Origin of the sequence: Leucobacter sp. G161, from assembly GCF_001482305.1 — a bacterium.
Lineage (GTDB): Bacteria > Actinomycetota > Actinomycetes > Actinomycetales > Microbacteriaceae > Leucobacter.
Genome location: NZ_LOHP01000084.1, coordinates 36,636 through 62,152 on the forward strand (window position 1 = coordinate 36,636; position 25,517 = coordinate 62,152).

The 25,517-nt window shown below is 64.5% G+C and carries 23 protein-coding genes, 1 tRNA gene and 1 pseudogene; 20 read left to right on the forward strand and 5 right to left on the reverse strand.

Features of this window, described 5'->3' with window-relative positions:
* Nucleotides 1-53: 53 nt before the first annotated feature.
* Nucleotides 54-449 (reverse strand): VOC family protein, encoded by a 396-nt coding sequence (locus tag AUL38_RS14530; RefSeq protein WP_059063156.1) that lies wholly within the window; start codon nt 447-449, stop codon nt 54-56.
* A gap of 133 nt (nt 450-582) precedes the next feature.
* On the opposite strand from AUL38_RS14530, the gene AUL38_RS14535 reads away from it, so the two are divergent.
* The 8 genes from AUL38_RS14535 (at nt 583) to AUL38_RS14570 (ending at nt 5,825) form a co-directional block, all read left to right on the forward strand.
* Nucleotides 583-1,005 (forward strand): VOC family protein, encoded by a 423-nt coding sequence (locus AUL38_RS14535; RefSeq protein WP_059063159.1) that lies wholly within the window; start codon nt 583-585, stop codon nt 1,003-1,005.
* A gap of 4 nt (nt 1,006-1,009) precedes the next feature.
* On the forward strand, nt 1,010-1,504 hold the full coding sequence (locus AUL38_RS14540; RefSeq protein WP_059063161.1) for an NUDIX domain-containing protein: 495 nt from the start codon (nt 1,010-1,012) through the stop codon (nt 1,502-1,504).
* 47 nt (nt 1,505-1,551) lie between these two features.
* Nucleotides 1,552-1,764, forward strand: a complete 213-nt coding sequence (locus tag AUL38_RS14545; RefSeq protein WP_059063163.1) for a DUF4287 domain-containing protein — start codon at nt 1,552-1,554, stop codon at nt 1,762-1,764.
* A complete protein-coding gene (locus AUL38_RS14550; protein ID WP_059063165.1) occupies nt 1,761-2,216 on the forward strand; it encodes a DUF1801 domain-containing protein in 456 nt (151 codons plus the stop codon). Before AUL38_RS14545 ends, AUL38_RS14550 begins: the two co-directional genes overlap by 4 nt.
* 96 nt (nt 2,217-2,312) lie before the next feature.
* On the forward strand, nt 2,313-3,062 hold the full coding sequence (locus AUL38_RS14555; RefSeq protein WP_059063167.1) for a GTP pyrophosphokinase family protein: 750 nt from the start codon (nt 2,313-2,315) through the stop codon (nt 3,060-3,062).
* Nucleotides 3,063-3,097: 35 nt separating this feature from the next.
* Nucleotides 3,098-3,913, forward strand: a complete 816-nt coding sequence (locus tag AUL38_RS14560; protein ID WP_059063169.1) for an aminoglycoside phosphotransferase family protein — start codon at nt 3,098-3,100, stop codon at nt 3,911-3,913.
* Between the two features lie 57 nt (nt 3,914-3,970).
* Nucleotides 3,971-4,903 carry a homocysteine S-methyltransferase family protein gene (locus AUL38_RS14565; RefSeq protein WP_059063172.1) on the forward strand — a complete coding sequence of 311 codons (933 nt, stop codon included), beginning with the start codon at nt 3,971-3,973 and terminating at the stop codon, nt 4,901-4,903.
* Between the two features lie 70 nt (nt 4,904-4,973).
* Complete coding sequence (locus AUL38_RS14570) at nt 4,974-5,825, forward strand: hypothetical protein (protein ID WP_059063173.1); 852 nt, start codon at nt 4,974-4,976, stop codon at nt 5,823-5,825.
* A gap of 124 nt (nt 5,826-5,949) precedes the next feature.
* Here AUL38_RS14570 and AUL38_RS14575 read toward each other — a convergent pair whose 3' ends face one another.
* The gene (locus tag AUL38_RS14575; protein WP_059063379.1) at nt 5,950-6,774 is read right to left on the reverse strand and encodes a CPBP family intramembrane glutamic endopeptidase; all 825 of its coding nucleotides are present in this window, start codon (nt 6,772-6,774) and stop codon (nt 5,950-5,952) included.
* 336 nt (nt 6,775-7,110) lie between these two features.
* Here AUL38_RS14575 and AUL38_RS14580 point away from each other — a divergent pair, with 336 nt between their 5' ends.
* From AUL38_RS14580 to AUL38_RS14630, 11 genes and pseudogenes are all read left to right on the forward strand, one after another.
* Nucleotides 7,111-8,775, forward strand: a complete 1,665-nt coding sequence (locus AUL38_RS14580; protein WP_059063176.1) for an ABC transporter substrate-binding protein — start codon at nt 7,111-7,113, stop codon at nt 8,773-8,775.
* Between the two features lie 189 nt (nt 8,776-8,964).
* Complete coding sequence (locus AUL38_RS14585; protein WP_059063178.1) at nt 8,965-9,891, forward strand: ABC transporter permease; 927 nt, start codon at nt 8,965-8,967, stop codon at nt 9,889-9,891.
* Entirely contained in the window at nt 9,884-10,855 is a 972-nt protein-coding gene (locus AUL38_RS14590) for an ABC transporter permease (RefSeq protein ID WP_059063180.1), read from the forward strand. Before AUL38_RS14585 ends, AUL38_RS14590 begins: the two co-directional genes overlap by 8 nt.
* Entirely contained in the window at nt 10,852-12,636 is a 1,785-nt protein-coding gene (locus tag AUL38_RS14595; protein WP_083506928.1) for an ABC transporter ATP-binding protein, read from the forward strand. Before AUL38_RS14590 ends, AUL38_RS14595 begins: the two co-directional genes overlap by 4 nt.
* Before the next feature lie 212 nt (nt 12,637-12,848).
* Complete coding sequence (locus AUL38_RS14600) at nt 12,849-14,465, forward strand: ABC transporter substrate-binding protein (RefSeq protein ID WP_235590748.1); 1,617 nt, start codon at nt 12,849-12,851, stop codon at nt 14,463-14,465.
* Nucleotides 14,466-14,526: 61 nt separating this feature from the next.
* Nucleotides 14,527-15,609 (forward strand): ABC transporter permease, encoded by a 1,083-nt coding sequence (locus tag AUL38_RS14605; protein WP_153006621.1) that lies wholly within the window; start codon nt 14,527-14,529, stop codon nt 15,607-15,609.
* A gap of 1 nt (nt 15,610) precedes the next feature.
* Complete coding sequence (locus AUL38_RS14610) at nt 15,611-16,660, forward strand: ABC transporter permease (RefSeq protein WP_059063185.1); 1,050 nt, start codon at nt 15,611-15,613, stop codon at nt 16,658-16,660.
* Nucleotides 16,657-18,388 (forward strand): annotated as a pseudogene (locus AUL38_RS14615) (dipeptide ABC transporter ATP-binding protein). The gene AUL38_RS14610 and the pseudogene AUL38_RS14615 overlap by 4 nt, the downstream one beginning before the upstream one ends.
* Nucleotides 18,389-18,524: 136 nt before the next feature.
* Nucleotides 18,525-20,429 carry a translational GTPase TypA gene (gene typA, locus AUL38_RS14620; RefSeq protein WP_059063187.1) on the forward strand — a complete coding sequence of 635 codons (1,905 nt, stop codon included), beginning with the start codon at nt 18,525-18,527 and terminating at the stop codon, nt 20,427-20,429.
* Between the two features lie 86 nt (nt 20,430-20,515).
* Nucleotides 20,516-21,154: a hypothetical protein gene (locus AUL38_RS14625; protein WP_083506940.1), complete on the forward strand. Its 639-nt coding sequence runs from the start codon at nt 20,516-20,518 to the stop codon at nt 21,152-21,154.
* Nucleotides 21,155-21,238: 84 nt separating this feature from the next.
* A tRNA-Pro gene (locus AUL38_RS14630) sits at nt 21,239-21,312 on the forward strand.
* A gap of 253 nt (nt 21,313-21,565) precedes the next feature.
* On the opposite strand, the gene AUL38_RS14635 is transcribed toward AUL38_RS14630, so the two are convergent.
* From AUL38_RS14635 to AUL38_RS14645, 3 genes are all read right to left on the reverse strand, one after another.
* Entirely contained in the window at nt 21,566-22,018 is a 453-nt protein-coding gene (locus tag AUL38_RS14635) for a DUF6713 family protein (protein WP_201023757.1), read from the reverse strand.
* Nucleotides 22,019-22,090: 72 nt separating this feature from the next.
* Entirely contained in the window at nt 22,091-22,555 is a 465-nt protein-coding gene (locus AUL38_RS14640) for a GNAT family N-acetyltransferase (RefSeq protein ID WP_059063193.1), read from the reverse strand.
* On the reverse strand, nt 22,542-23,810 hold the full coding sequence (locus AUL38_RS14645) for a benzoate/H(+) symporter BenE family transporter (protein WP_201023758.1): 1,269 nt from the start codon (nt 23,808-23,810) through the stop codon (nt 22,542-22,544). Before AUL38_RS14645 ends, AUL38_RS14640 begins: the two co-directional genes overlap by 14 nt.
* A gap of 102 nt (nt 23,811-23,912) precedes the next feature.
* Here AUL38_RS14645 and AUL38_RS14650 point away from each other — a divergent pair, with 102 nt between their 5' ends.
* Nucleotides 23,913-25,295 (forward strand): PLP-dependent aminotransferase family protein, encoded by a 1,383-nt coding sequence (locus AUL38_RS14650; RefSeq protein ID WP_059063195.1) that lies wholly within the window; start codon nt 23,913-23,915, stop codon nt 25,293-25,295.
* Nucleotides 25,296-25,517: the final 222 nt, after the last annotated feature.

Genomic DNA, 25,517 nt, shown 5'->3' on the forward strand with positions numbered 1-25,517 from the left:
ATAGTACCCAGACCGTCGCGAAAGCGGGCGAAGCCGCTCCCTGTCGCGCTGCCTCAGTCCGAATCGGCGCAGAGGCAGAACGGATGACCCGCGGGGTCGAGAAACACGATGAACGAGCCGCTCTCGCTGGGCTGAACGGCGTGCCGTCTCGCGCCGGCGGCGACGGCCGCAACTGACGCTGTCTCCAGGTCTGGCACGTAGAAGTCGAGATGCGCCTGCTGCGGGACGGGGCCGTCTGGCCAGACCGGCTCGAGATAATTGGCGACGGCTTGGAACGCGAGGAAGTGCGATCGCGGTTGCCCAGCTGGCGGGTGCACCTCGACCCAGCGGTCGTCTTCGCCGCGTTCGATGCGCCATCCGAGGAGCCCGGCGTAGAACTCAGCCAGCGCGACGGCATCCGGGCAATCGATCGCGAAGGTCATGCGATGCAGCGTGATGGGATCGGTCATGGGAAAAGTGTAGGCCCGCAGCGAGGTGAGGTCTACAGCTGAGAAACCACTGGAGAAAGGTCAGCCCGTGCTGCAGGATCCGCAGTTTCGGGGGATACTGGCTGCACTCCCGTCAACGTCGAAGGACTCACTCATGGCGCACATGCTTGCCACCTATATCGCCCTACCTGGCACGACCGCCGAGGCTATGGAGCACTGGCAGGAGGTGTTCGGTGGCGACCTCGAGATCATCCGGTACGGCGATGCGCAGCTCAAGGACCTGCCCTTCGACCCCCCAGCGGACGCGGTCGCCCACGCCTCGCTCACACTGCCTGCTGGGATCATTACCGGCGGCGATGTCATGGACACGGGCACTGAGTATCCGGTGCGCGGCACCGCATACTCGCTGCTCTACACAACGGACACCCCGGAAGAAGCGCAGCACTACATTGATCGCCTCACCGCAGGGGGCGGCTCGCTCGGGATGCCCTTCGAACAGGCGCCCTGGGGTGACTGGTACGGGCAGGTCTTTGACCAATACGGCGTGATGTGGGCGTTTTCCTGCGCGGTAACGTAGAACCGTGTCATTTGAGGATTCCTACCTGGGACGGTTACGGAAGCACGTCGGCAACGCTGAGTTGCTCGCACCCGGCGCGCAGGTGCTGTTGCTCACCGACGACGAGCACGCCATCTTTCAGCGACGCGCTGACTCCGGGCTGTGGGAGTTCCCGGCCGGCAGCGCGGAACCGGGGCAGAGCTTCGCGGACACCGCGATTGCCGAGGTCTCCGAAGAACTCGGGCTGCGCCTCACCGCAGACACCCTCACCGCGTTCGCATCGTTCTCGGACCCTGTCGAACACCGGCTTACCTACCCGAACGGCGACATCGTGCACGCGTTTGCGCTGTGCTTCGTCGCGCGCGAATGGACCGGTGAGATCCTGCCGGACGCCACCGAGGTGCGCGAGTGGGGCGTCTACTCGCTGAGTGATCCGCCGGCCGGGCTGCAGCGTGCCACGCGCCTCGTGCTCGACATGTATCTCGCGTATCGGGAAACGGGCCGCTTCCAAGCGCGGTAGCGGCGTGCTACCTTCAGACTCCGAAACGAGTGCACCGAGGAGTGAGCATGACCGAGCAGGTGAAGGGTCCGAGATCGTACTTCCCCTCGATTGAGGCGAAGTATGGAAAATCGATCGAGGAGTGGATCGCGCTCTTGCGCCCGCACGCCGGCGAGAAGCACATGGAACAGGTCGCGTTCCTCAAAGATCTCGGCATGGGACACGGCCACGCAAATGCCCTCGTGCACGTGTTCCGTGCAGAGTTCGAAGGTGCCGCATGACCGCTACAGAACCCGCAATGTCGCCCTCGGATATGCCCATCGCGGAGGCCCTTGACCGAGTCACAGGTCCGAGGCGGGCAGAGGCAGACGAGTTGCTCGCGTTGCACCGGGCAGCGAGCGGATCGGAACCCGTCGTCTGGGCCGGCCGCATCCTCGGCTTCGGTGAGCACCACTACGCCTACGAGAGCGGTCGCACCGGGCGCGTGCCCGAGCTCGCGTTTGCGACGGGCGCGAAGCGGCACACGATCTACCTCACCGAGAACTTCGCCGAGCGCTGGCCCGACCTGCTCGCCGAGCTGGGCCCGCACACCGCGAGCAAGGTGTGTCTGTACCTCACCCGCCTCACAAAGGTGGATCTTGGTGTGCTGCGAACGATCCTCGACCGAGCCCTCGCCGAAACGCGCGGGGGCGAGGAGATACACAGCGAGACCGCGAACACCCGCCCAGCGTAGGCAGCGAGGCGGATCCCGCGGGTCGATCCTGTCCGACACAGCGAAACGCCCGCGAAGTCACAGGTGATTTGGAAGGCCCAGAGTTAGCCTCAGACCATGAGCAACACCGCACCGATTCCGCGAGCATCCGTTGCCGCTGTGGGCGACGAAATCACGATCTCTCCCAGCGCGCTCCGCTCCCTGAGCGGGGAACTCCAACGCTTTATGCTCGAGTACCGTTTTGCGATGCAGGAGATCGAGACAAAACTCGCGATTCTCCGCGAAGAGTTCATGCACATGCACGAGTACAACCCGATCGAGCACGTCTCGAGCCGGGTGAAGACGCCGGAGAGCCTGCTCGCGAAAGTCGAGCGGCGCGGCGTGACTCCCGAGGTCGGTGCGATCCGCCGCGAGATCCAAGATATCGCCGGGGTGCGCGTGACCTGCGCCTTCATCCGCGACGTCTACCGGCTGTTCGGGCTGCTCACACAGCAGGACGACATCACCGTACTCGAGGTCGAGGACTACATTGAGCACCCGAAGCCCAACGGGTATAAAAGCCTGCACGCGATCCTGTCCGTGCCCGTCTACCTCTCGAGCGGCCGCGTCGACGTGCCCGTCGAGGTGCAGTTCCGCACGATCGCGATGGACTTCTGGGCGAGCCTCGAGCACAAGATTTATTACAAGTACCAGCGGCAGGTACCCGAGCAAATGATGGACGAGCTCAAGCAGGCAGCAGATTCGGCGGCCGAGCTCGACACCCGCATGCAGAGCTTGCATGTGCAGATGCACGGCGAACCGCCTCCCACCTCGCCGATCAACCTGCAGGAGATCCGCGAGGTACGAGAACGCATCAGGCGCGTATAACGCCCGAACTCTCCCCAAGCCCCTAGGCTCGAGGCGTGGAACCAGACAGCGCGGCACACGGCGAACACCTCCCAGGCGGATCGGGCGGAGTGTGGCGCGTGCGCGCCGCAACCGGCGAGGTCCGCGTGCACCGGCCGACGGGGCCGTGGACCCCCGCAGTACACGAGCTGCTCACCCACCTGCGGGAGCGCGGGCTCGACGGGATCCCCGAGGTACACGGCATCGACAGCGACGACCGCGAGGTGCTGAGCTATCTGCCGGGGGAGACGCTCGACCCGGAAACCACCTCTCCAAGTGATCGCGCGCTCGCCGCAGCGGCAGCGTGGATGCGGAGATTTCACGACGCTGTCGCAGACTTCACCCCAGCCAGCGACCACTGGCGGCAGGGCGAGCAACCCCTCGATCGGGCGCGCGGTGAAATCATCTGCCACAACGATCCCGGCCTCTACAACTGGGTGGTTGTCGACGGCGAATTTGCGGGAATGATCGATTGGGATCGGGCGGGGCCCGGGCTCCCGATTGATGACCTGGCCTTCCTCGTGTGGTCGGGGGTACCGCTGCTGCGGGAGATCCCCGCGGTGGACGCGGCCAGGCGTATCCGCGTCGCCGCCGCGGCCTACGGTGGCGTCGACGGCTCTGACCTGCTCGACGCGGTCACGCGCCGAATGGGGCTGATCGCCGACCGATGGCAGGCGGGGATTGAGCGAGGAGATGCTGGCACGCTCGCGCTGCGCGACGCTGGGATTATGGCTCGGCACGAGAGCCGGGTCGCCGGGTTTGCGGCCCGCCGTGAGGGACTGCGGGAGCTCGTGCGCGCCGCGGGGAAGCAAGGCTCCGGCTCCGGGCAGTAGGCTGCTTCGTAGGTTCGAGTGTGTAAGCGAGCCAGCGAAACGAAGGAGTGCGCGGACATGACGACCGAACCAGCCCAGGTAGCCTCGGCAGTGATGTTGGCTGATGGCGGAATCGAGACCGCCCTCGAGACCAGGCTGGGTCAGGTGCTCCCTGAGTTTGCGGCCTTCGTGCTGCTCGACACGGCCGAGGGGCGTGACGCGCTACGAGAGTACTACCGGCCCTTCGTCGAGCTCGGCGTCGAAGCGCGGGTGCCACTCGTGCTCGACACTCCAACGTGGCGTGCGAATCCGGACTGGGTCGAACTCGTTGACGGAGCTGACGCGGCCGTGCCAACCGCGGAGCGTGTGCGTGAGTTAAACACCGACGCGGTGTCTCTTGTACGCGAGTGCGCACTGCGGCTTGCACCCGACGCCGCGATTGAGGTGAACGGGGTCGTCGGACCGCGCTTCGACGACTTCGAGGCAACCCAGCGGATGACCGCCGAATCAGCTGAGCAGTACCACGGCCCGCAGGTGCGTGCGCTCGCGGAAGCTGGAGCGGATCGCATCACCGCGGTGACCACCCTCGACGCGGCGGAGGGGATCGGTGTGGTTCGGGCGGCGGTCGCCGCGCGCGTCCCCGTAGCGGTGTCTTTCATCGTCGGCCCCGACGGGATGCTTGCTGACGGCTCGACGCTGGCTGCAGCGATCGCAGCGGTCGACGAGGCCACCGGCGGCGCGGCTCTCGGGTTCGCCGTGAACTGCGCGCACCCCGATGAGGTGCTGAGTGGGATCGATCCCGACGCTCCCGAGATGGGGAGGATCCTCGGGTTTCGACTCAACGCCGCACGCCACGGAGACGACGGCCCGGGGGACGGGCCGGAGGCATTCGCGGGTGCGCTCATGCGGCTCGCGACTCTCGTGCCAAGCGCAGGAGTGTTCGGGGGCTGCTGCGGAACTGACGCGCCGCACATCGCGGCAGTCCTCGCAGGGGCCCGGCGCTCAGCGTAGACAGTGCACAGGCGTGGCACAGCTTCCGTGCGGATCGGGGAATTCAGGCTTCGTCGTTTAGGCTGTTCGTGTGAGTAGAGACCCCCTGGAAGAGCTCTTCGGTCCGCTGGACTCGGATGATGCCGAGACCGGCGCCATCGAGACCGACGAGATCCAAGCTGCCGGCGACACCAACAGCTCGGCCCCGACGCAGGCCTTCGAGCCCGCGCCAGCCGTGCGGCGTAGCCCTGCCGCGTCACCCGAGGCCCCAACTGCCCCGTTCGCGCCTGCCGCAGCGCCGGCCCCGGCCCCGGCGCCCATACGGACGCCCGCCCCAGCTCCTGCCCGCGCGGCGCGGGAAGAACCGCCGACGCGTCCCGTCTCGGCCAACCCGAAGCGGTCAAACGCCGCGCTGCCGTGGATCATCATTGCTGCCGTCGCCGTGCTTGCTCTCGTTGGCGCGCTGATCGCCGTCAACGCGCTCAGAAACGACGACGCGCCGGTCGAGGAGACTACCGCAGCGCCAGTGCCGACCCCCACCGAAACCGACGGCGCTGAGCCCGAGACTCCCGCTCCGACTCCCGAGGAGCCTGAGGTCGAAGAAGCCCCCAAGGTCGACGTTGGCGCAAACCCGATCTCGATGGACATTTCATTTGCCGGCATTTCCGTTGAATCCTCGCAGAAGCTCACGAACCCGCAGTGGTTCTACCACGCGGGCCCTCCGGAGCGCGTGATGATTGAATCCGGTCTCATGAACTCGTTCCCCGAGTCCTGCAGCGCGATGCGCAGCCCGGTCGGGCAAAGCCCCTGGGGTATCGAGAAGGGTGAGGGCGACACCTGGACGGTCGTTCGCCCCGAGGGGACCTGCACCGCAGACCCGAAGCTCTATGACGAGGTCTGGGGCCTCATGCAGGCCGTCGCAGACAGCGCGAAGCCGCTCTAGCCCCCTCCGGTGGGCCTCCGGCCCGGCCCTGCCATCGCTACACCCCCGTTTTTTCTATTCCGACCCTTGTGTGCCCTGCACAAGGGTCGGAATAGAAAAAACGGGGGTGTTTGGGTGTGTGGCGCTAGCCGAAGAGGGTGGGCCAGAGCGCGAGCGCGAGCGGGTACCCGACGAAGCTCACAATGTCCAAGAGCAGGTGCGCGACGATGAGGGGGAGGGACCGTCCCCAGCGCTGGTAAGCCCAGCCAAAAACGATACCCATCACGACGTTCCCGATAAAGCCGCCGAAGCCCTGATAGAGGTGGTACGAGCCGCGAAGCAGGGCGCTCGCGAAGATCGTCGCCCACGTTCCGACGCCGAGCCGTTTGAGCCGGTCGAAGAGGTAGGCCACGACGATGAGTTCCTCGCTGAGCGCCGCGCGGAGCGCCTGCAGAACGAGCACGGGAACGGTCCACCAGAACGCATCGAGCGTCGTCGGGACCACCGTGGTGTTGATGCCGATCCACTTCGCGAACAGGTAGAACGCGAGCCCGGGGATTCCGATGACTGCCGCGAGCAGAAAGCCATGTCCGGTCTCTCGCAGCCAGGGCCAGCCAGCGCGTGTGTGCATCGGCGCGAATGATCCGGCGGACGCGGCCCCAAGTCCGAGGTCGCCAAGGTGCGGTTTGCGCGCCCGCCAGAGCAGGAACGCCACGAGCGCCACGGGTGCGAGACCCCCGACGATGCCGAGCAACTGGTAGGCCAGGTCGAAGTACTGCTGAGTCGAAAGCGGACGGTTGATCGTCGCCGTCTGATTCGCGAGCTCAGTCTCCTGCGCGAGGCGCTCGATGATGGTGATGATTGCACGCACGCCGGAGTATCCGAATGAGAGCGCGAGCACAATGCCCAGCTCCCAGCGCAGCCTGGTGCGTTGGGAGCTGGGCACTGGTGTTCTGCGGTGTTCGGTCACGCACTTAGCGTAGCGGGCGTGTCCAGCGTCGGACTGGGACGCGAATCTCTTCTCTTCGAAAGACATTCAAGCTCAGGTATTTATGCATGCCTCCAGAGTACGTATGGCGTAGATCTTGCATGAATCACACAAGTTTTCTTCCTATGTGTGTCATTGCTTTGGTAGCCGGGAATGGCGCGGTTACGAGTCAGTCACGAGCCGACACAAGATTCGCTTCGGGGGAGCGCGGTGGCATAAACTGCACTACGGAAATACCTACATATCCCGTACCCGTTTTCGGGGCACTTTTCGTGTTTCTCGGCAACGGAGTCCAGGGTCAATACAAGGAGGAAACCAGTGAAGCGTTCACGCATCGGGCTGGGCATTGTTGCCCTGGCCGCAGCGAGCTCCCTGGCACTCGCCGGTTGCTCAACCGGCGGAGGCGACAAGGGGGGAGACAACAGTGGCGGTGGCGGGATCATCACCGCTAACGGCTCTGAGCCCCAGAACCCGCTCATCCCGACGAACACGAACGAGACGGGTGGCGGCAAGATCATTGACGCGCTGTTCGCTGGTCTCGTGAGCTACGGCGCCGACGGCGCAGCCTCGAACGAGGTTGCAGAGTCGATCGAGCCCAACGAGGATGCTTCGGAGTTCACCATCAAGCTCCGCGAGGACGCGAAGTTCTCGGACGGCACCCCCGTCAAGGCTGAGAGCTTCGTGAAGGCATGGAACCAGGGCGCGAGCAACGAGCTCCAGCACCTGTCCAACTACTTCTTCGAGGACATCGAAGGCTTCGAGATCAACGACGGCCCCGACGGCGAAGCCGGGACCGACGATGACGTCTACGGCGCTGTTGGAGACATGTCGGGCCTCGTTGTTGAGGGCGACTACGAGTTCACGGTGAAGCTCAAGCAGCCCACCTCGGACTTCCCGCTGCGTCTCGGCTACTCGGCGTTCTACCCGCTGCCCGAGGTTGCTTTTGAGGACCTCGATGCATTCGGCCAGAACCCCATCGGTAACGGTCTGTACAAGATCGACGGCGAGGGCGCTTGGGAGCACGACGTGCAGATCAAGCTCGCCAAGAACGAAGACTACGTTGGCCCCCGCGAGGTGAAGAACGATGGTCTCACGATTATCTTCTACGCATCGCAGGACGCGGCATACGCTGACCTCCAGGGCGGCAACCTCGACGTGCTCGACGCCATCCCCGATGCAGCACTCGCAAACTTCGAGTCGGATCTCGGCGACCGCGCCGTGAACCAGCCCGCAGCGATCTTCCAGTCCTTCACCATCCCGGAGCGCCTCGAGCACTTCGGTGGCGAAGAGGGCAAGCTCCGCCGCGCTGCAATCTCGATGGCAATCGACCGTGCTGAGATCACTGACGTGATCTTCGACGGCACTCGCACCCCCGCAAGCGACTTCACCTCACCCGTCATCGACGGCTGGAGCGACAAGCTTGAGGGCGCAGAGGTTCTCGAGTTCAACCCTGAAGAAGCAAAGAAGCTGTGGGCTGAGGCCGACAAGATTTCGCCTTGGAGCGGAACCTTCGAGATTGCATACAACGCTGATGGCGGCCACCAGGCGTGGGTCGACGCAGTCACCAACTCGGTGAAGAACACCCTCGAGATCGACGCGGCAGGCAAGCCCTACCCGACGTTCGCTGAGGCTCGCACCGAGATCACGAACCGCACCATCACCTCTGCGTTCCGCACCGGCTGGCAGGCTGACTACCCGGGTCTGTTCAACTTCCTCGGACCGTTGTACGCGACCAACGCTGGCTCGAACGATGGCGACTACTCCAGCAAGGAGTTCGACGGACTGCTGAAGCAGGGCGCGCAGGAGACTGACGTTGCCGCTGCGAACAAGCTGTTCCAGCAGGCGCAGGAAGTCCTCCTGAAGGATCTTCCCGCGACTCCGCTGTGGTACTCGAACGTGGCCGGTGGCTTCGGCGAGTCGGTAGAGAACGTCCAGTTCGGCTGGAACTCTGTACCGATGTTCGAGGACATCACCAAGAAGTAACGCACTTCCTTAAGGCCCCGGGCGCAAGCCCGGGGCCTTAACCCCGTTTCCTGGCTTATCCGGCGAGGCACAGCGGGGACATAGAGTCGTGCGAATCCGGAGACACCGGCGTCTCGACTTCGCATCGCGCAACCACAGCGAGAGAAAACCAACTATGCAAACTCAGTCTGAATGGGAGGCGGCAGCCACATGCTGAGATATATCGTCTTCCGCGTCCTTCAGGTCATTCCCGTCTTGCTGGGAACGACCTTCCTCATCTACTTCATGGTCTTCGCCATGCCGGGTGACCCGATCATCGCAATGTTCGGCGACAAAACCCCGAACCCCATCGTCCTCGAGAAGCTGCGCGCCCAGTACAACCTGGACAAGCCCTTCCTCGTGCAGTACTTCCTGTACCTCAAGGGCATTCTTGTTGGCGACTTTGGTGTGAGCTTCTCCGGCCAGCCAGTCTCCGATATCCTCGCCCGGACCTTCCCGGTCACCGCCAAGCTCGCGATCATGGCGATCATCCTCGAATTCGTGCTTGCAGTCGTCATCGGCCTGTTCTCAGGTCTGCGCAAGGGCAAGCTGTTCGACAACGTGAACCTCCTGATTGGTCTCGCCCTCATGAGTGTGCCGATCTTCGTGATCGCCTTCATCGGACAGTACGTTTTCGCTATCAAACTCGACTGGTTCCGCGCGACGGCCGGTGGCGGTGCTCCGCTGCAGGATCTCATCCTCCCCGCGATCGTCATCGGTATTACGGGATACGCGACCTCAATGCGCCTCACCCGTTCGTCGGTGATCGACACGCTCAACCAGGACTTCGTGCGCACCGCGTACTCGAAGGGTCTGTCGCGTAACCGCGTCGTTCCCGTGCACGTGCTGCGTAACTCAATGATCCCGACTGTCACGAACACCGCCGCAAACTTCGGCGTGCTGCTCGTCGGTGCAACGGTCACGGAGGGCATCTTCAACGTGCCCGGTGTCGGTAACACCCTCTACCAGGCGATTATTCGTGGCGAGAATGCGACGGTCGTGTCGTTCGTCACGATCATGGTCCTCCTGTATCTCGCAGTGAACCTCGTCGTGGATCTGCTGTACGCCGTGCTCGACCCGAGGATCCGTTATGCCTGAGCCAACGCTAAATAATTCACAGAAGCGCCCCAAGATCGAGCACTTCGTCGCACCATTCGACGAGAACTCGGTTGCCGCGGTTGACGCGGTCAAGGTCCAAGCAAAGAAGTCGAACCTCTGGACTGACGCCTGGAAAGATATGCGCCGTCGGCCCATGTTTTGGATCTCCGCCGCGATCATTCTGCTCGTGCTTGTTGTCTCGCTGTTCCCGACGCTGTTCACCCAGGCTGATCCCCGGGTGTGCCAGCTTGCGCTGTCGAATCAGGGCGCCGCTCCGGGCCACCCGCTCGGCTTCAACAAGCAGGGCTGCGACATCTACTCGCGAGTGATTCACGGCACCTCGACCTCGGTTTCCGTGGGTCTCGTCGTGATCGTGATGACGTTTGTTATTGGCGTCGTGATGGGTGCTCTCGCTGGCTACTTCGGTGGCTGGGTTGACACCGTGCTCTCGCGTCTCGGCGACATCTTCTTCTCGATTCCCTACATCCTCGCGGCAGTTGTCGTGATGAGCGTCATGTCCGAGCACCGAAACATTCTCGTGATTTCCCTCGCGATCGGTGGCTTCTCCTGGCCGGTTACGGCGCGTATTTTGCGTGCTGAGATCTTCAAGGTGAAGAACAGCGACTACGTCATGGCTTCGCGTGCGCTGGGCTTGTCCGGCCAGGGCACGCTGTGGAAGCACGTGCTGCCAAACTCGATCGCGCCGGTGATCGTGGTCACGACGCTCTCGCTGTCGGGAGCTATCGTCGCCGAAGCCGTGCTGTCGTTCCTTGGCGTCGGGTTGCCGCCCGCAGAGTTCATGAGTTGGGGCAACGACATTAGTGCCGCACAGAGCGATCTTCGCACCAGGCCGCAGAACCTTATTTACCCGTCTATCGCGCTCAGCGTCACCGTCCTCGCATTCATCATGCTTGGCGAGGTCGTTCGTGACGCACTCGATCCGAAGGCGAGGGCTCGCCGATGAGCGACATGCAACCGCTGCTCAGCGTGCGCGACCTCAAGGTCGCCTTCAAAACGGATAAGACTGCCAAGCAGGTGCTGCATGGCATCGGGTTCGACGTCTTCCCCGGGGAGACCGTCGCGATTGTGGGCGAGTCCGGCTCCGGCAAGTCAACAACGATGCACGCAGTCATCAATCTGCTTCCCGGGACCGGTGAAATCACCGGCGGTTCTGTGAAGTGGAATGGTCGCGAGCTCGTCGGCATCGGCCGCCGCGACATGGAGACGATCCGTGGTCGCGAGATCGGTCTCGTGCCGCAGGATCCGATGTCGAACCTCAACCCCGTATGGTCGGTCGGCTTCCAGGTCGAAGAAGCGATCCGTGCGAACGGAATTGCTTCGGGCAAGAAGGAAGTCCGTGCTCGCGCCATCGAGGTGCTCGAGCAGGCTGGTCTCAGCGACGCTGAGAAGCGGATGAAGCAGTACCCGCACCAGTTCTCTGGCGGTATGAAGCAGCGTGCGCTCATCGGCATCGGCCTGTCGGCGAAGCCTGAACTGCTCATCGCTGATGAGCCGACGAGTGCGCTTGACGTGACTGTGCAGCGCGTGGTGCTGGATCACCTCGCAAAGCTCACGAGCGATCTCGGCACCGCGGTTGTGTTTATTACGCACGACCTCGGACTCGCCGCCGAGCGCGCTGAGAAGCTCATCGTGATGTACCAGGGCAACATCGTCGAGTCGGGGCCGAGCCGTGAGATCCTGCAGGATCCGCAGCACCCGTACACGAAGCGTCTCGTTGCTGCCGCACCGAGTCTTGCCTCGCGTCGTATTGGTTCCTCCGCTGGCATGCCCGCGGCTCCCACGAGCACGTTCAACGTTGCCGCTCTGGCGGATGCGGAGAACCGCGGGGGCGCGGTCGGCGAGCCGCTCATTGAGGTCGAGAACCTGCGCAAGGTATACAAACTGCGCAAGGGCAACTTCAAGAGCGAGGACTTTGTCGCGGTCGATGGTGCAAACTTCACGATCAACCGCGGCGAGACCCTCGCGCTCGTTGGCGAGTCCGGCTCGGGCAAGTCGACGATCGCGAAGATGGTCCTGCAGCTTGAGGAGCCCACTGGCGGCAAGGTGACGATTGCAGGAAGGGACACCGCGAAGCTCTCGAGCCGAGAACTGTTCGACTTGCGACGCACGCTGCAGCCGGTCTTCCAGGATCCGTACGGTTCGCTTGACCCGCTGCACAACATCGGCAACACGATCATGGAGCCGCTGAACATCCACAAGGTGGGTGACATGGCGAGCCGGAAGCGGCGCGTCAACGAGCTCCTTGATCAGGTCTCGTTGCCGCGTGAACTCGCGAGCCGGTACCCGAACGAGTTGTCTGGTGGACAGCGGCAGCGTGTCGCTGTGGCACGCGGGCTCGCGCTGAAGCCGGACATTCTCGTCCTCGACGAGGCTGTCTCGGCACTCGACGTGCTCGTGCAGGCGCAGGTCCTCGACCTGCTCGCCGAGTTGCAGCGCGACCTCGGACTCACCTACCTCTTCATCACGCATGACCTTGCAGTCGTTCGCCTCATCGCTGACCGCGTATGCGTCATGCAGCAGGGCAAGATTGTCGAGCAGGCGAGGACAGAGGACGTGTTCGAGAACCCGAAGATGGAGTACACCAAGAATCTCCTTGCGGCGATCCCGGGTGCTTCGATCGAGCTGGGCATTGGTAGCGCCGGCGACAGCGTTGCGCATACGCCGATCACGGGCGCCGGAACCGCGCCGTTCGATGGTGGCGGCCAGCTAGGAGCCACTATCTAGTCGCACATGGTGCACGAATCACGCGCAGGGAGGTCCGTCGGAAGGCGGGCCTCCCTGCGTATTTCTCTGACCGTGGAACGGTGAGATCACGATTCGTGAGTCATTGTTACAAGGGAGTCAGTCTCCGCGTAGCGAGGCCGGTAGTGTGGGAGTGTTCTGAAAACAATTGTGGCGAGCAATGTTGTTCGCCTGTGTTTCCAATGGAGGAAGAATTGAAGAAGAAACTATTTACCTCGGTCGCTCTCGCCGGCGCAGCTGCGCTGCTGCTGAGCTCATGCGCATCGGGCGATAACGGTGACAGCGGCGGCGGCGCATCGGGCGGCGCGATCACCGTCGGTACGACCGACGTCGTGACCGCGCTTGATCCCGCAGGCTCCTACGACAACGGCTCTTTCGCCGTGATGACGAATGTCTACCCGTTCCTGCTCAACCACGAGATCGGCTCGAGCGATGTTGCTCCCGATATCGCAGAGTCGGCGGAGTTCACCGAGCCGACCCAGTACACCGTGAAGCTCAAGGCTGGCCTGAAGTTCGCGAACGGCAACGACCTCACGAGCTCCGACGTGAAGCACACCTTCGACCGCCAGGTCGCCATCGCTGAGCCCACGGGCCCGTCGAGCCTCCTCGAGAACCTCGAGAGCGTCGAAGCAGTCGACGAAACCACCGTCATCTTCCACCTCAAGGAAGCGAACGACCAGACGTTCCCGCAGGTGCTGTCGACCCCGGTTGCGCCAATCGTTGACGAGGATGTGTTCCCCGCTGACAAGCTCGCCACCGACGAGGAGATCGTCTCGGGCAAGGGCTTCGCAGGCCAGTACACACTCGAGAGCTTCAAGAAGAACGACCTCGCATCGTACAAGGCGTTCGACGGCTACCAGGGCCTGTGGGGCGCTGCGAAGACCGACACTGTCAACACCAAGTACTTCGCCAACGAGACGAACCTCAGCCAGGCGATGGAAACGAAGGCAATCGACGTCGCCTTCCGCAGCCTCTCTGCGACCGACACCGAGAAGCTCGGTAACACCGACGGGCTGAAGCTTGTTGACGGCCCCGGCGGCGCAATCCGCTACATCGTCTTCAACTTCGATACCCAGCCGTTCGGCGCGAAGACCGCGGATGCGGATCCCGCAAAGGCGCTCGCGGTGCGCCAGGCCGCTGCCGACCTCATCGACCGCTCGAAGATTGCCTCGCAGGTCTACAAGGACACCTTTACGCCGCTGTTCAGCCCGGTTGCGCAGGGCTTCACCGGCGCGACTGAGTCGTTCAAGGAGCAGTACGGTGACAAGCAGGGCGGCGCAGACTCGGCCGCGGCAAAGGCTCGCCTCGAGGCAGCCGGCGTCGAACTCCCCGTCACGCTGCAGCTGCAGTACAACCCGGATCACTACGGCGACGCTTCGGCAGAAGAGTACGCGCTCGTGAAGCAGCAGCTCGAGGCCGACGGCGCGTTCACGGTCGACCTGCAGTCGACCGAGTGGGGCCAGTACTCGAAGGACTTCCCGGCTGACGCGTACCCCGCGTACCAGCTCGGCTGGTTCCCCGACTTCTCGGACGCCGACAACTTCCTGACGCCGTTCTTCGTCAACGGTGGCTTCTTCAACAACCACTACGAGTCGCCGAAGATCAACGAGCTCATCGGCAAGCAGCGCGTCACGGTCGACCCGACCGAGCGCACCGCGATCATCGAAGACGCTCAGGCGCAGGTCGCCCAGGACGTCCCGATGATCCCGCTGCTCCAGGGCACGCAGGTCGCGATCACGACTGATGCGATTGACGGTGTTGTCCTCGACGGCTCCTTCAAGTTCCGCCTCGGAACGATCACAAAGAACTAGCAGTGCGTAGTCGATGCGGGGAGGAGGCCTTCGGGCCTCCTCCCCGCACGGCGTGAGCATCATGACTTCTCTCGAAACTCCGACGGCGCCGTCGATACCGAAAGCGCCGAAACGTCCCTCCGGTGGGGGGCTCTGGCGCTATATTCTGTGGCGCGCGGTGCTCATCATCCCCACCGTCTTTATCCTCGTCACGATGGTGTTCCTGCTCATGCGGACCATCGGTGACCCGATCACCGCGTCCGTCGGCGGTAAGCTGCCGCCCGACGAGCTTGCCCGTCGCATTGCCGACGCCGGCTACGATCGCCCGGTCTTCGTGCAGTACATCGAATACCTCGGTCAGGTCTTCACCGGCAACTTTGGTACGACGCTGAGCGACCACCGCCCGGTGACTGAGGTCATCATGACCTTCGGTTCGGCGACGCTCGAGCTCGCGTTCTTCACGCTGATCGTCGCCTTCATCGTCGGGATCCCGCTGGGCATGCTCGCGGCCTACTACCGCGACCGTGGCCCAGATGCCTCGCTGCGCATCTTCGCGATCCTCACCTACGCGACCCCCGTCTTCTTCTCTGGCCTGCTCATGAAACTCGTGTTCGGGGTGTGGCTGGGCTGGTTCCCGCTCTCGGGTCGGGCCTCGATTGCGACCGAGTTGCAGATCGAGATGCTCGGAAACCCGAGCGGCTTCTACCTCATTGATGCGTTCCGCACGGGAAACATGGCGAACGTCGGGGACGTCCTCATGCACGCGGTGCTGCCCGCGCTGACGCTCGGGCTGATGACCGCCGGAGTCTTCCTGCGTCTCGTACGCACGAACATGATTGGCACGCTCGGGCGAGAGTACATTGACTCCGGGCGTTCGCGCGGCGTGACGGAGTTCCGTCTCGTCACCAAGCACGCCTACCGTCCCGCACTCATCCCGATCATCACCGTCATCGGCATGCAGATCGCGATGCTGCTTGCCGGCGCCGTGCTGACCGAGACAACGTTCGAGTGGAAAGGCCTCGGCTTCCAGCTTGCCCACTACCTCAGCGCGCGCGACTTCATCGCGGTCCAAGGCATTGTGGCGCTGCTCGCGGTCATTGTCGCCCTGAGCAACTTCATCGTCGACATCATCGCGGCGCTCATCGATCCGAGAGTGAGGTACTGAGATGGCTGATACGACTTCGCTCATCATCGGGGCCGGTCCGAGCCGTGAGCGCGGCTGGCACTCCTGGCCGATCATCAAGCAGTTGCGGCAGAGCGTCGGGCTGCAGCGTGGCATGCTCATCGCGGGCCTCGCGTTGATCGCGTTCTTTGTGATTCTTGCCGTGTTCGCGCCGCTGATCGCACCCTACGACTTCAACGCGCTCGCCGGGCCCGATGGCGACTTCGGGTCCCGCACACCACCTTCAGCGGCGCACCCCTTCGGCACCACGATCGCCGGCTACGACGTGATGTCACGCGTGATTTGGGGATCCCGCACCGCACTCATCGTGATCGTCATCGCGGTGCTCGCGTCGATCTTCGCCGGCTCGCTTCTCGGGCTTGTGTCCGGGTACATCGGGGGGGCGCTTGACCGCGTGCTGGTGATGCTCACTGACGCGATTTACGCATTCCCGTCGCTGCTGCTCGCGATCGTCATGTCGATCGTGATCTCGGGTGGCCAATCGAGCCTGTGGGGCGGTATCTGGTCAGCCTCGCTGTCGATCACCGTGGTGTTCATTCCGCAGTACTTCCGCGTCGTCCGCTCGGAGGTCGTGCGCGTGAAGGCGGCGGCGTTCGTCGAGTCGGCACGCGTGATCGGCGCGAGCCGTTCGCGGATCATGTTTAAGCACGTGTTCCGTAACTCGACGCGCTCGCTCCCACTCGTGTTCACCCTGAACGCGTCCGAATCGATCCTCACCCTCGCGGGCCTCGGCTTCCTCGGCTTCGGCATCGAGCCGAACTCGGCTGCGGAGTGGGGCTACGACCTGAACAAGGCCGTCGGGGATGTCACGAACGGGGTGTGGTGGACGAGCCTGTGGCCCGGACTCGCGATCGTGCTCATCGTGATGGGGCTCACCCTCACGGGCGAGAGCCTGAACGATCTCGCAGACCCGCGCCTGCGCAGTCGCCGCCGGGCGAAGGCTGGCAGCGGGGCTGTAGCTGACACGGCGATGGGCGACGCCTCGGGCAGCGATCCGGTCGCTGACGCCGACTTGGACGGGGGAACTCGATGAACAACGTGCTGCAGATTAAAGATCTTGAGGTGACGGTTTGCGACCGATCACGGCAACGTGAAGGCCGTCGATGGTGTCTCGCTTGCCGTGCAGCCGGGCAGGGTACTCGCCGTCGTCGGCGAGTCCGGCTCGGGAAAGACAGTGTCAGCGCGCACCGTGCTCGGGCTGCTGCCCGAGACCGCTGTCGCGCAGGGTTCCGTACTCCTCGCGCCCCGCGCTGGTGGTGAGCCAAACGACGTGCTGCACCTCACCGCTGACCAGATGCGGGCCGTTCGGGGGCGCGATGTCGCGATGGTGTTCCAAGAGCCATCGACCGCGCTGAACCCTGTGTACACGATCGGTTGGCAGATTGGCGAGGGGCTGCGCGCCCACGGAACGTACTCGAAGAAGCAGCTGCGGGAACGGGCGATTGAGATGCTCGAACTCGTAGGCCTTCCCGATCCCTCCGACCGCGTCGACTACTACCCGCATCAGCTGTCTGGCGGGCAGAAGCAACGCGTGATGATCGCGATGGCGCTTGCGTTGAAGCCTGGGCTCATCGTCGCCGACGAGCCGACGACGGCGCTCGATGTGACCGTGCAGGCCGAGATCCTCGACCTGCTCCGCTCGCTGCGCGACGAGCTCGGCACCGCGATCCTGCTCATCACCCACAACATGGGCGTGGTGGCGGATCTCGCCGACGATGTCGCCGTGATGTACCAGGGCAAGGTTGTCGAGCAGGCTCCTGTCGCTGAGGTGTTCGCGAACCCGCGCCAGGACTACACGAAGCGGCTGCTCGGCGCCGTGCTGAAGCTCGGCGACGGCAGGATCCAGCCGCGAGATCGCGCGCAGGATCCGGCCGGTGCCACCGGGCCCGGCACTGGGGCTATCGCCTCGGTGGATCGGGAGGGCGCGCCAATTGTGAGTGCGCGCGGGCTGGAAATCCAGTACCCGGGTCGACTCGGGAGGCCAGGGTTCACCGCCGTCCGCGGCGTCGACTTTGAGATCCGGCCCGGTGAGGTCTTCGGCCTGGTGGGGGAGTCTGGCTCCGGTAAATCGACGATCGGTCGCGCGATCGCCGGGCTGACGGCGGCAACCGGCGGATCATTGAGCGTGCTCGGACACGAGATGGTTGGGTTCAAGGAGCGCGCCTTCAAGCCGCTGCGGAAGCAGATCGGGTTCGTGTTCCAGGACCCCGCGTCGAGCTTCAACCCCCTGCTCACGATCGCCGAGAACGTGGCCGAACCGCTCATTGTGCACGGGCTGGCGCGGAACGTCCGCGGCGCGCAGCAGCGCGTCGACGAGCTGCTCGAAGCGGTGCAGCTGCCGCGCGCATACGGCGAGCGGTTCCCGCACGAGCTGTCCGGTGGGCAGCGGCAGCGCGCCTCGCTCGCGCGTGGGCTCGCACTCGATCCGATGCTGCTCATCGCAGACGAGCCCACGAGCGCGCTCGACGTCTCGGTCCAGGCGCGCGTGCTCGAACTGTTTACCGAGCTGCAGGCCGAACTCGGCTTCGCGTCGCTGTTCATCACCCACGATCTCGCGGTGGTCGACGCGCTCGCCGATCGGGTTGGGGTGCTGTTCCAGGGAGAACTCGTTGAGACGGGTCCGACCGCAGAAGTGCTGATGGCCCCGAAGGAACGGTATACGCAGCGGCTCCTCGCATCGCTCCCGGTTCCGAACCCCGCAGAGCAGGCAGAACGCCGCGAACTCGCGCGGGCACTCAGGGAGTCCGAAGCGGCCAGATAGAGTTACTCATAAGGCGCGCCCGACGCGCACCCGCACGCCGGGGTTGTGGGGTCTGAAAAATAAGGCTCTCGACCCCGGCGTGTTCTGCGGGTATGATAGAACGTTCGCTAATTTATGATCGTGAGGATCCACCCATATGGCTCTCGCCACACGCGAAGACATTCGTAACGTCGCCATCGTCGCACACGTCGACCATGGCAAGACCACCCTCGTTGACGCCATGCTGCGTCAGACAGGCTCCTTCGACGCACACGCTGACGTCGATGACCGGGTCATGGACTCCAACGACCTTGAACGCGAAAAGGGCATCACGATCCTCGCGAAGAACACCGCTATCTCGTACGAGGGTGTTCACGCGAAGAACGGCCCCATCACCATTAACGTGGTCGACACCCCGGGTCACGCTGACTTCGGTGGCGAGGTAGAGCGCGCACTCTCGATGGTTGACGGCGTTGTACTGCTCGTCGACTCCTCTGAGGGCCCGCTGCCCCAGACCCGCTTCGTGCTCCGCAAGGCGCTTGAGGCGAAGCACCCCGTGATCCTCGCGGTCAACAAGACCGACCGCCCCGACTCGCGTATCCCCGAGGTCGTTGGCGAGGCGCAGGATCTGCTGCTCGGCCTCGCATCGGACATCGCTGAGGAGCACCCCGACCTTGACGTCGACGCGATCCTCGACGTGCCCGTCGTGTACCTCTCGGGCCGTGCCGGTGCGTCGAGCCTGAACCAGCCCGCAAACGGCGTGCTGCCCGACGGCGACACCCTCGAGGCGCTCTTCGGCGTGATCCTCGAGCAGGTTCCCGCTCCGACCTACGATGATGAGCACCCGCTGCAGGCGCACGTCACCAACCTTGACTCCTCACCGTTCCTCGGCCGTATCGCGCTGCTGCGCGTGCACAACGGCTGGATCCACAAGGGCGAGACCGTCGCCTGGGTCAAGAGCGACGGCACCCAGCAGAACGTGCGCATCACCGAGCTCATGCTCACCAAGGCGCTCACCCGCTACCCCGCCGAGAAGGCTGGCCCCGGCGACATCGTCGCGATCGCTGGTATCGAGAACATCACCATCGGCGAGACCATCGCAGACGCTGAGGACACTCGTCCGCTGCCGCTCATCGAGATCGACGAGCCCGCAATCTCGATGACCATCGGTGCGAACACCTCGCCGCTCGTCGGCAAGGTGAAGGGGCACAAGCTCACCGCCCGTATGATCAAGGACCGCCTCGATCGTGAGCTCATCGGTAACGTCTCGCTGAAGGTCGTCGACACCGGCCGCCCCGACGCGTGGGAAGTCCAGGGTCGTGGCGAGCTCGCCCTGTCGATCCTCGTTGAGAACATGCGCCGCGAGGGCTTCGAGCTCACCGTTGGCAAGCCGCAGGTAGTGACCCGCGAGATCAACGGCAAGACGCACGAGCCCTACGAGCACCTCACCATCGATACGCCCGAAGAGCACCTCGGCGCGATCACCCAGCTCATCGCGGCTCGCAAGGGCCGCATGGAGAACATGGTGAACAACGGCACCGGCTGGGTTCGCATGGAGTTCATCGTTCCCGCACGTGGCCTCATCGGCTTCCGCTCGGAGTTCATGACCACCACCCGCGGCACCGGCATCGCAAACGCGATCTCGCACGGCTACGACGAGTGGGCTGGCCCGATCGTGACCCGTAACAACGGTTCGATCGTTGCCGACCGCTCGGGTGTTGTCACCCCGTTCTCGATGATTAACCTCCAGGAGCGCATGAGCTTCTTCGTGCAGCCCACGCAGGAGGTCTACGAGGGCATGGTCATCGGCGAGAACTCGCGTTCCGAGGACATGGACGTGAACATCACCAAGGAAAAGAAGCTCACTAACATGCGTGCGGCGAGCTCCGACACCTTCGAGTCGATGACGCCGCCGCGCCAGCTCACCCTCGAGGAGAGCCTCGAGTTCGCCCGCGAGGACGAGTGCGTTGAGGTGACCCCCGAGGTCATCCGTATCCGCAAGGTTGAGCTCGACGCGTCGCTCCGTGCACGCTCGGTCTCACGCCTGAAGAACCAGAAGTAAGCTTCTCGCGGTTCTGCGCGAACGCCCGCTCCTGAGCATTGCTCGGGTGGCGGGCGTTCGTCATCTGTGCCGCGTATGATCGGGTCATGGCTCTCCTATACACAGACACCACGCTCGTTCCCTCGAAGCTCGAACTCGTTGCCGAGTGGCTGCCGAAGCAGCCCTGGTTCACGGGGGATCCCGCCAAGATCAGCCGCGTCTCCGGCTACCGGCTCGACGACCCCGAGGGCGAGGTCGGCATCGACGGCCTGCTCGTCTCCGCGGGTGAGGACAAGGTCTACCACGTGCCGCTTACGTACCGTGGTGCCCCGCTTGATGGCGGCGAGGCGCACCTCGTCGGCACAATGGAGCACGGCGTGCTCGGCACTCGCTGGGTGACTGAGGGGGCGGGGGATCCCGTCTACCGCGCGGTCATCGCGCAGGTCATCGCGCAGGGCGGATCGGGCGGCGAGGAGCTCGTGCACCAGCCCGACGGCTCTGCCGTTGCCCGCGAGATCGAGATGCCGCTGCAAGGCTCCGGTGAGCCCGGCTCCCAGGTACCAGAGGTCTGGGCCGCCGAAGTATCGACCGAGGGAGGCACAAGCGTTGCCTCGACGGGGTTTGTTGCACTTCGGGTTATGCACGTACCCGGCACTGCCGAAGCCGCCCCTGCAGCGAGCGCTGGCACGCTCACCGCGACCTGGCCGGGCCAGGACACCCCGGTCGTGATCGCCACCCTGGGCTAACGCGCCCGACCTTCCACATCCTGGCCGGTCGTTTTCGTTTTTCTCGGGCGAAGCGATAGAGTAGACCCTGCGCGAAAGCGTAATCGGGATGTGGCGCAGCTTGGTAGCGCACGTCGTTCGGGACGACGGGGTCGCAGGTTCAAATCCTGTCATCCCGACGAAATGGCCCGAAACTCCGTTGAATTATCAACGGAGTTTCGGGCCTTTGTCGTTTCCTCTTTAGGGCACATGGGAAACTGGCTCTTCACAATTGCAGGTGTACACGTCAGCTATCCGGAACGCTCACCTGCCATAACCTCAGCGAGGTCATGATGTTTTTACGGTTCATTGCTCCTGACTTCGCTGAGGTCATGGCTTGTGAGCGAATCAGTCTGGGCGTGCCCGCTCATCGGGAATGCGGTGAACGCAGGATCAGCGCGATTCGTTGCGCCCAGCCGTAGAAACTCGCTTTACAAATCCGAGCAGCACGGCCCCAGCGACACCGCAGAGCACGATGACGAGGATCGACAGTGGCAGGTGGAACTCTTCCCTCCCGGCAATGGCGAACCCAATATGGAGCCCGGCGGTTGCGAGCCCGAGCGCCCCGCACAGCACGACGGCGTGCGGGGCCCATCTGCCACCCAGGAGCAGCTCGCGGTACCCGACGAGAATCGCTCCGACCGCCACTGCGTTGAATACGAGGAAGCCTTGGACCCCGCCGGGCACGCCGAACATTGACCACTCCTGCCAAAACGCCGCATCGATCTGATGGATGATGAGCGCGAGCAGGGTGACCTCATACCAGCGCGACACTGCCTGAGATGGCGTACGTGGTACCTGTGGGGCGTTGAGCTGGCCGGCGGGGATACCGCTATCTGAGGTCACTCTCACAGTGTAATGGCGAGCACCTGCTCAGACTCCACGGCGCTGAGTACCGAGCTGCAGGCCGCCGGCGCATCACAGCGGTGTGGGGGCCGCCTCGTAGGTGACCCACGCGGTGCGCTGGGCGAGGGTGTTGTACAGGGCTTGCGCCTGGTGATTGTCTTCGGCAGTCATCCACTGCACGAAAGCCCGCCCCTCGGCCGCCGCCATGTCCGTGAGGCGAGCGATGAGTGCCCGCCCGATGCCCAGGCCACGCGCGGCGGGAACGGTGAATAGGTCATCAAGGAAGATGCCCGAGGTTCCGGTGTACGGCGAAGAGATGCGGCGGTGGTGAGCAAAGCCGAGGATCTCGCCGTCGACTTCGGCAACGACGGCCTGGCACTCGTGCGTGGGATCCATGAACCAACCCCACACGTTCGAGACAACCTCTTCGCTCTCCTCGAGCGTGTAGAACTCGCGGTAGGAGCGAAAGAGGCGTCGCCACTCGGCCTCGTCGGCGGGCAGGATCGGGCGGATCGTGGGGGAGTTATGCGTTGTCATCGGTATCTTCCTGGGATGGCTGGGGTGGTTGTGTGTGAGGTGGTTGGACGTGTGGTTGGACGTGTAGTTGGGGACGCCGCCGAAGCGGAGCGAGTGCGAGGTAGACACCGGTGCCGGCAATGAGTGCCCAGAAAGCCGCACCGATGTTGAGGAACACGACGCCTGACATGGTGACGGCGAGCGTAGTGATGGCGGCCAGGCCCGTGCGGGTGTCGCCGCTCATTGCGCCTGAGAGCGCGGTCAGCGCCGAGCCCAACAGTGCAACCGCGGCAACAACCGAGACTGTCTCCGATGGGATGGACTGGAACCCGGCCACCAGCGCTCCTCCGAAGGACGCGAAGATGAGATAGGTGACGCCGCCAGAGAGCCCGGCGACATAGCGCCTAGAGCGGTCGGGGTGGGACTCAGGGCCGACCGCGATTGCGGCAGTGATCGCCCCCAGGTTAATGCCGTGAGCCCCGAAGGGCGCGAGCGCGGCGGACACCACGGAGATCGTGCCGACGAGGAACCTGTCGTTCGGCGCGTACCCCTGTGATCGGAGGAGCGCGAGTCCCGGCGCGTTCTGCGACGCCATCGTAACGACAAACAGCGGGAGCGCGATGCTCACAAGTGCGGCCGGGGTGAACGACGGCGTCGTGAACACCGGGCCGCCGAGTACGAGCGTTGCACCCACCGGCTGAAACGACCCGGTAGCCCACGTCGCCACGACACCCGCTACGAGGGCCGCGAGCACAGCAAAGCGATCCCACAAGCGTTTCCCCACAACAAATGTGACAACGATACTTCCCGCGATGAGCGGCGCGGTCGCGAAGGCACCCGCTGCCGCGATGACGAACGGGAGGAGGATTCCGGCGAGCAGCGCCTGCAGCACGGGGCCGGGAACCTTGGACAGCAGCCACCCGAACCACCCCGTGTAGCCAGCGACCGCCGCCGCGACGGATGCAACGAGGAAGGCGCCGACGGCCTCCGAGAACGAGAACCCCCCGAGTGAGGCAATCAGCAGCGCGGCTCCGGGTGTCGACCACGCCACGATCACTGGGATGCGGGTGAAGAGGCTCAGCACGATGCTGCAGACGCCGTTGCCGAGCGATAGCGCCCACACCCACGAGGCGGTCTGCGCCTCGTTCAGGCCCGCGGCCCGTGTCGCCTCCAGCACGATGAGGAAGGGCCCAGCGAAGTTGATCACCGCCGAGAGGAACCCGGCGACCACCGCAGAAATCGATAGATCCTGCGGCAGTGCTCTCGCCCGGATCACGCGCGCGCTGTCGAAACGAGAGTCCCGGTGGCTGGGTATCTCAGAGCGAGAAAAGGCCGTAACGGGCTTGCAAATTTATGAGTAACGTTATCTACTAGCTTCATGTCCAAGGATAACAGATCGTCAGAGATTGCCACCCTCCTGCGCCGGCGGATCGCGGCAGCGGCTGACGGCGAGCGGCTGGCCGGCGTGCGAGAGCTCTCTCGCGAGTACCAGGCGAGCGCGGCAACGATCTCGGCAGCGCTCGCCGAACTCAGCTCGCTCGGACTCGTGCGATCCGAGCCGGGGCGCGGAACATTCGTGACGCGGAGCACTCCTGCGCCCGAGCCCGACTTCTCCTGGCAGTCCCAGGCGCTGGGCCCCGCCCGCGTCGATCCTGATCGCGCGTCACGGCTCGGAGGCTACGGCACCGCCGAGCACATTCCCCTCTCGTGGGGATACCTCGCGCCAGAGCTACTGCCCAACGACGAGCTGCACCGCATGGGTTCACGCGCAGCGAAGAGTAGCCGCGCGTGGGTCATGACGCCCTCGGCGGGGTCCCCCGAACTCCGGCGCATGTTTGCCGCAGAGTATCGGGCCGATCCGAGCGACGTGCAGATCGTCGCTGGCGGGCAGCAGGGGCTCGTGTTCGCGATGCGTACCCTCGCCGAGCCAGGGGCCACGGTGATTACCGAGAGCCCGAGCTATCCCGGCGCAATCCTCGCGGCTCAGAGCGCGGGCCTGTCGATCGCCTCTGTGGCAGCCGATCGCGACGGGATCATGGTGGATCGGCTCGCCGACGCGCTCGAGCGCACGCGCGCCCGAGTCATCTATCTCCAGCCCAGCTACGCCAACCCCACCGGGGCAGTGCTCAGCCAGGAACGCCGAGCGCAGGTGCTCGAGCTCGCCGTGCGTCACGGCGCATTCATCATCGAAGACGACTGGGCGAGGCATCTCGGGCTCGACGGCTCAACGCCCGCGCCCCTCATGACGGACGACGCACACGGCCATGTGGTCACGGTCACCACACTGTCGAAGCCAGCATCGCCGGGGCTCCGCATCGGCGCGATCATTGCGCGCGGCCCGGCCGGGGCCAGGCTCCGCGCCTCGCGCACGGCGGACGACCTCTGTGTGGCTCCCATGGTGCAGGAGATCGCGCACAGCCTCCTCGCCTCCAACGTCTGGCCCCGGCATCTCAAACGTCTGCGCGCCGAACTCACGCTGCGCCGCGATGCTCTCGTCGCGGCGGTCCGGGCGAACCTCCCCGAGATGAGCATCCAGACAGTCCCTCGCGGGGGCCTGCATCTCTGGGTCCGCCTGCCAGAGGGAACCGACACTCGTGAGATCAGCGCCGCGGCCTACGCCGCCGGCGTGCTCGTCGGTGACGGCCGACACTTCTTCGTCGACGAACCCCCGGCGCAGTTTCTCAGGTTCTCCTACGGGGCCGCGACGAAGGCACAGCTCGACCAGGGCACGAGAACGCTCGCCCGAACGCTCGCCGCGTGAAGTGCGCTGGTGACGAGTGCAAACACCTGCACGGATCGGGCTTCCCGAGGGGCGGCGCCCCGAGCTCGAACCGTTCGAGGCCGAGCGAGTCGAGGGCGCAGGCCGCAACCATCACCGCGGCCCGGCTTGTCCAGCCGCGGCCGCGAGCGCTGTCCGTCATCCCGCACGAGAACCGGCATTTGGGGGCTGCGGTTCAGTCGGGCGAGCAGGTACTCTCTCAGT

Bases quoted from the DNA above. Each gene is read 5' to 3' on its own strand.
- AUL38_RS14545 (WP_059063163.1), top strand. From the start codon at position 1,552: ATGACCGAGCAGGTGAAGGGTCCGAGATCGTACTTCCCCTCGATTGAG.
- typA (WP_059063187.1), top strand. From the start codon at position 18,525: ATGGCTCTCGCCACACGCGAAGACATTCGTAACGTCGCCATCGTCGCA.
- AUL38_RS14640 (WP_059063193.1), bottom strand. From the start codon at position 22,555: ATGACAACGCATAACTCCCCCACGATCCGCCCGATCCTGCCCGCCGAC.
- AUL38_RS14550 (WP_059063165.1), top strand. From the start codon at position 1,761: ATGACCGCTACAGAACCCGCAATGTCGCCCTCGGATATGCCCATCGCG.
- AUL38_RS14535 (WP_059063159.1), top strand. From the start codon at position 583: ATGGCGCACATGCTTGCCACCTATATCGCCCTACCTGGCACGACCGCC.
- AUL38_RS14585 (WP_059063178.1), top strand. From the start codon at position 8,965: ATGCTGAGATATATCGTCTTCCGCGTCCTTCAGGTCATTCCCGTCTTG.
- AUL38_RS14625 (WP_083506940.1), top strand. From the start codon at position 20,516: ATGGCTCTCCTATACACAGACACCACGCTCGTTCCCTCGAAGCTCGAA.
- AUL38_RS14565 (WP_059063172.1), top strand. From the start codon at position 3,971: ATGACGACCGAACCAGCCCAGGTAGCCTCGGCAGTGATGTTGGCTGAT.
- AUL38_RS14595 (WP_083506928.1), top strand. From the start codon at position 10,852: ATGAGCGACATGCAACCGCTGCTCAGCGTGCGCGACCTCAAGGTCGCC.
- AUL38_RS14555 (WP_059063167.1), top strand. From the start codon at position 2,313: ATGAGCAACACCGCACCGATTCCGCGAGCATCCGTTGCCGCTGTGGGC.
- AUL38_RS14610 (WP_059063185.1), top strand. From the start codon at position 15,611: ATGGCTGATACGACTTCGCTCATCATCGGGGCCGGTCCGAGCCGTGAG.
- AUL38_RS14530 (WP_059063156.1), bottom strand. From the start codon at position 449: ATGACCGATCCCATCACGCTGCATCGCATGACCTTCGCGATCGATTGC.
- AUL38_RS14650 (WP_059063195.1), top strand. From the start codon at position 23,913: ATGTCCAAGGATAACAGATCGTCAGAGATTGCCACCCTCCTGCGCCGG.
- AUL38_RS14605 (WP_153006621.1), top strand. From the start codon at position 14,527: ATGACTTCTCTCGAAACTCCGACGGCGCCGTCGATACCGAAAGCGCCG.
- AUL38_RS14590 (WP_059063180.1), top strand. From the start codon at position 9,884: ATGCCTGAGCCAACGCTAAATAATTCACAGAAGCGCCCCAAGATCGAG.